The sequence below is a fragment of the Streptomyces sp. NPDC054840 genome (assembly GCF_053611065.1).
This window is the reverse complement of the sequence record NZ_JBSGZP010000741.1, coordinates 1-3,363: the sequence shown is the minus strand read 5'-3', so window position 1 is coordinate 3,363 and position 3,363 is coordinate 1. Positions and strand designations below refer to the sequence as shown.

Genomic DNA, 3,363 nt, shown 5'->3' with positions numbered 1-3,363 from the left:
GGTCCGGGCGGAGCCCGGTGTCCGGCACGCCCGGAGCGGGCCCGGCGTTCGAGGGGCGGGGCGGAACCCCGGTCAGTTCAGCAGGGCGCGGGCCGAGAGGGCCTCCGCACGGATCCGGGCCGCCGCGTCGGCGTCCACCGCGGACACCACCCCGGCGTACGCGTCGAGCTCGGCCGCCCCCTCCCGGAAGGCCCCCCGCTCCACCAGCAGCCGCGCCCGCTCGTACCGCAGCGCCGCCGGATGCGACGGCAGCAGCAGCGACAGCTCCACCGCCCACAGGGCCACCCCCGACTGCTCCGGGCGGGCCGAGGCCCAGGCCCGGATGTTGGCGAGGATCCGCCGCACGATGTCCAGCGTCCGGGCAGGCTCGCGCGGCCCCGACGCCAGCTCGGCCGGCCCGGTGCCCAGGGACGCGCCGCCCGCGAACGGGTCCACCACCACGCCCTCCTCCGGGTCCCCGAAGCCCACCACGAAGTGCCCCGGCAGCCCCAGCCCGTACACCGGCGCCCCGGCCCGGCGGGCGACCTCCAGCCACACCACCGACAGCAGGATCGGCAGCCCGCGCCGCCGCCTCAGCACCTCGTGCAGCAGCGAGGACGACAGCCGGTCGTAGTCCGCCGGGGTGCCGTGGAACCCGAGGCGCCCGCCCAGCAGTTCCGTCACCGCGTTCGCCCACGCCCGCCCGCCGCGCAGCCCGTACGGCAGCAGCCCGGCCAGCCGGTCCAGCTCCATCTGGGCCCGGTCCATGGCGGGTTCGTCCAGCTCCGGGTCTCCCTCGGTGGCCAGCAGCAGGCACAGCAGCGCCAGGTCGGGCCGCTCCGCCCGGGCCTCGGCCGCGAACTGCTCCCGCCAGGCCGCCGCACTCACGAGGCCGCCCGGTAGTGGTGGTACGTGTGGTGCCTCGCGAAGCCCAGCGCGTCGTACAGGGCCAGCGCTCCCGGATTGTCCGTCTCGACCTGCAGCCACGCCGCCGACGCGCCCTCCTCCAGCGCCCGCCGGGCCAGCGCGGCCATCACCGCCGTCGCCAGGCCCTCCCGCCGGTGCGCGGGATCCACCGTCACCGCCGCGAAGCCGGCCCACCGCCCGTCCACCACGCACCGCCCGATCGCCCGGCCCCCGGACAGCGCCGCGAACCACACCGACGGCCCTTCCACCAGCATCCGCCGGGCCAGGTCCGGGTCCCGCACCTTCCCGTAGCGCCCGAGCCACTCCTCGTCGGGGACCCGCGTCAGACGCACGGCCCCGGCCGCGGGCGCGTCCACGTCGCCCACAGGGGCCAGCGCCCCGATCCGTACCTCCGCCGACACCTCCGACGCCCAGCCGCGCCGCTCCAGCTCCGCGCCGAGCATCTCCTGGGTGCCGGCGGCCCCGGTCGCGACCTGTACATACGCCGGCAGCGACCGCCGCGCGTACCAGGACGTCACTCGCGCGAGTGCATCCTCCAGCGGTATCCCGGGGTCGCCGAGCGGCAGCACGGAATTGGCCCGCCGGGTGAATCCGGCGGCCGCCCGCAGCGTCCAGTCGCCCAGCCGCTCGCTCTCCAGTGGCTGCCAGGCCCGCGCGGCGACCCGCGCGAGCTCCTCGAAGGAGGCCGCGGGGCCCCGCCGCCGGGCCGGCGCCGGGGGCACGATCTTGCCCGCCACCAGCGAGGATTCCGCGATACGGACCGATTGCCCGTCCTTCTTTGTGATCAGCAGCACACCCTGGTCCCAGGATGTGAGAACCCCGACCGTGTCCGTGAACTCGGGTGATCCGCTCACTACAGCCTCCACCCGTCGTACAGAGACTCGTTTACCCACGTCAGCCGGGGTAATACGGACCTCCAGCAGTCCACCGGCAGTGATTTCCACAGCTCTGTCCGCCCCTCCTGTTCGGATCGTGCCCGGGAACGGAGATACTAGGTGCGGGCATCGACGACGCCGCGCTCCCGCGCGATATGGAAAGCCCTACCGAGGAGGAACGAGAGCGTGACCTACGTCATCGCGGAGCCTTGTGTCGACGTCAAGGACAAGGCATGCATCGAAGAGTGCCCCGTCGACTGCATCTACGAGGGCCAGCGGTCCTTGTACATCCACCCGGACGAGTGCGTCGACTGTGGTGCGTGTGAGCCGGTCTGCCCGGTCGAGGCCATCTTCTACGAGGACGACACTCCGGAGGAGTGGAAGGACTACTACAAGGCGAACGTCGAGTTCTTCGACGAGCTCGGTTCGCCCGGTGGTGCCTCCAAGCTCGGCCTGATCGAGCGCGATCACCCCTTCGTCGCGGCGCTGCCCGCCGGTATCAACGGCGAGCACTGACCTTTCAGGCAGACGCGCCCCTCGGTCCCGTACGGCCTTCCCGCCGCACGGGACCGACGTGTTTTCCGACCCGCACACACCAGCACTCAGAGAGAGCAGAGACCACCGTGGCCGCAGTATCCGACCGTCTTCCCGCCTTCCCCTGGGACAAGCTGGAGCCCTACAAGGCCACGGCGGCGGCCCACGCGGACGGCATCGTCGACCTGTCGGTCGGCACGCCCGTGGACCCGGTCCCGCAGCTGATCCGGCGCGCGCTGATCGAGGCCGCCGACTCCCCGGGCTATCCGACCGTGTGGGGAACCGTCGCCCTGCGCGACGCGATCACGGGCTGGGTGCGCGGCCGGCTCGGCGCGAGCGCCGCCGGACACCGCAACGTCCTGCCGGTCGTCGGCTCCAAGGAGCTGGTGGCCTGGCTGCCGACCCAGCTCGGCCTGGGCGCCGGGGACAAGGTCGCCTACCCCCGGCTCGCCTACCCCACGTACGAGGTCGGCGCGCGACTGTGCGGCGCGGAGGCCGTCGTCTACGACGACCCGACCGAGCTCGACCCGGCCGGCGTCAAGCTGCTGTGGCTCAACTCCCCCTCCAACCCCACCGGCAAGGTCCTCGCCAAGGAGGACCTCGTCCGGATCGTGGCCTGGGCGCGCGAGCACGGGATCCTGCTCTTCAGCGACGAGTGCTACCTGGAGCTGGGCTGGGAGGCCGAGCCCGTCTCCGTCCTCCACGACGACGTCTGCGGCGGCTCGTACGAGGGCATCGTCGCCGTCCACTCCCTCTCCAAGCGATCCAACCTGGCGGGCTACCGGGCGGCCTTCGTCGCCGGCGACGCGGACGTGCTCGGCGAGCTGCTGGAGATCCGCAAGCACGGCGGCATGATGACCCCCGCCCCGGTGCAGGCCGCCACGGTCGCCGCGCTCGGCGACGACACCCACGTCGAGGAGCAGCGCGAGCGCTACGCGGCCCGCCGCGCGGCGCTGCGTACGGCCCTGGAGGCGCACGGCTTCCGCGTCGAGCACAGCGAGGCGAGCCTGTACCTGTGGGTGACCCGCGACGAGCCCTGCTGGGACAC

Annotated in this window: 4 protein-coding genes; 2 read left to right on the top strand and 2 right to left on the bottom strand. The window is 73.4% G+C overall.

The features are described 5' to 3' along the window. Positions 1–72 precede the first annotated feature (72 nt). Both ACWGIU_RS33240 and ACWGIU_RS33235 read right to left on the bottom strand, forming a co-directional pair. Positions 73–867 carry a transglutaminase family protein gene (locus ACWGIU_RS33240; RefSeq protein ID WP_453711826.1) on the bottom strand — a complete coding sequence of 265 codons (795 nt, stop codon included), beginning with the start codon at positions 865–867 and terminating at the stop codon, positions 73–75. Then, a complete protein-coding gene (locus ACWGIU_RS33235; protein ID WP_453711825.1) occupies positions 864–1,850 on the bottom strand; it encodes a GNAT family N-acetyltransferase in 987 nt (328 codons plus the stop codon). Before ACWGIU_RS33235 ends, ACWGIU_RS33240 begins: the two co-directional genes overlap by 4 nt. 117 nt (positions 1,851–1,967) lie before the next feature. On the opposite strand from ACWGIU_RS33235, the gene fdxA reads away from it, so the two are divergent. Further along, positions 1,968–2,297, top strand: a complete 330-nt coding sequence (gene fdxA / locus ACWGIU_RS33230; protein ID WP_030011906.1) for a ferredoxin — start codon at positions 1,968–1,970, stop codon at positions 2,295–2,297. Positions 2,298–2,404: 107 nt separating this feature from the next. Further along, positions 2,405–3,363, top strand: a 959-nt coding sequence (gene dapC, locus ACWGIU_RS33225; protein ID WP_453711824.1) for a succinyldiaminopimelate transaminase, incomplete at its 3' end; no start/stop codon positions are given.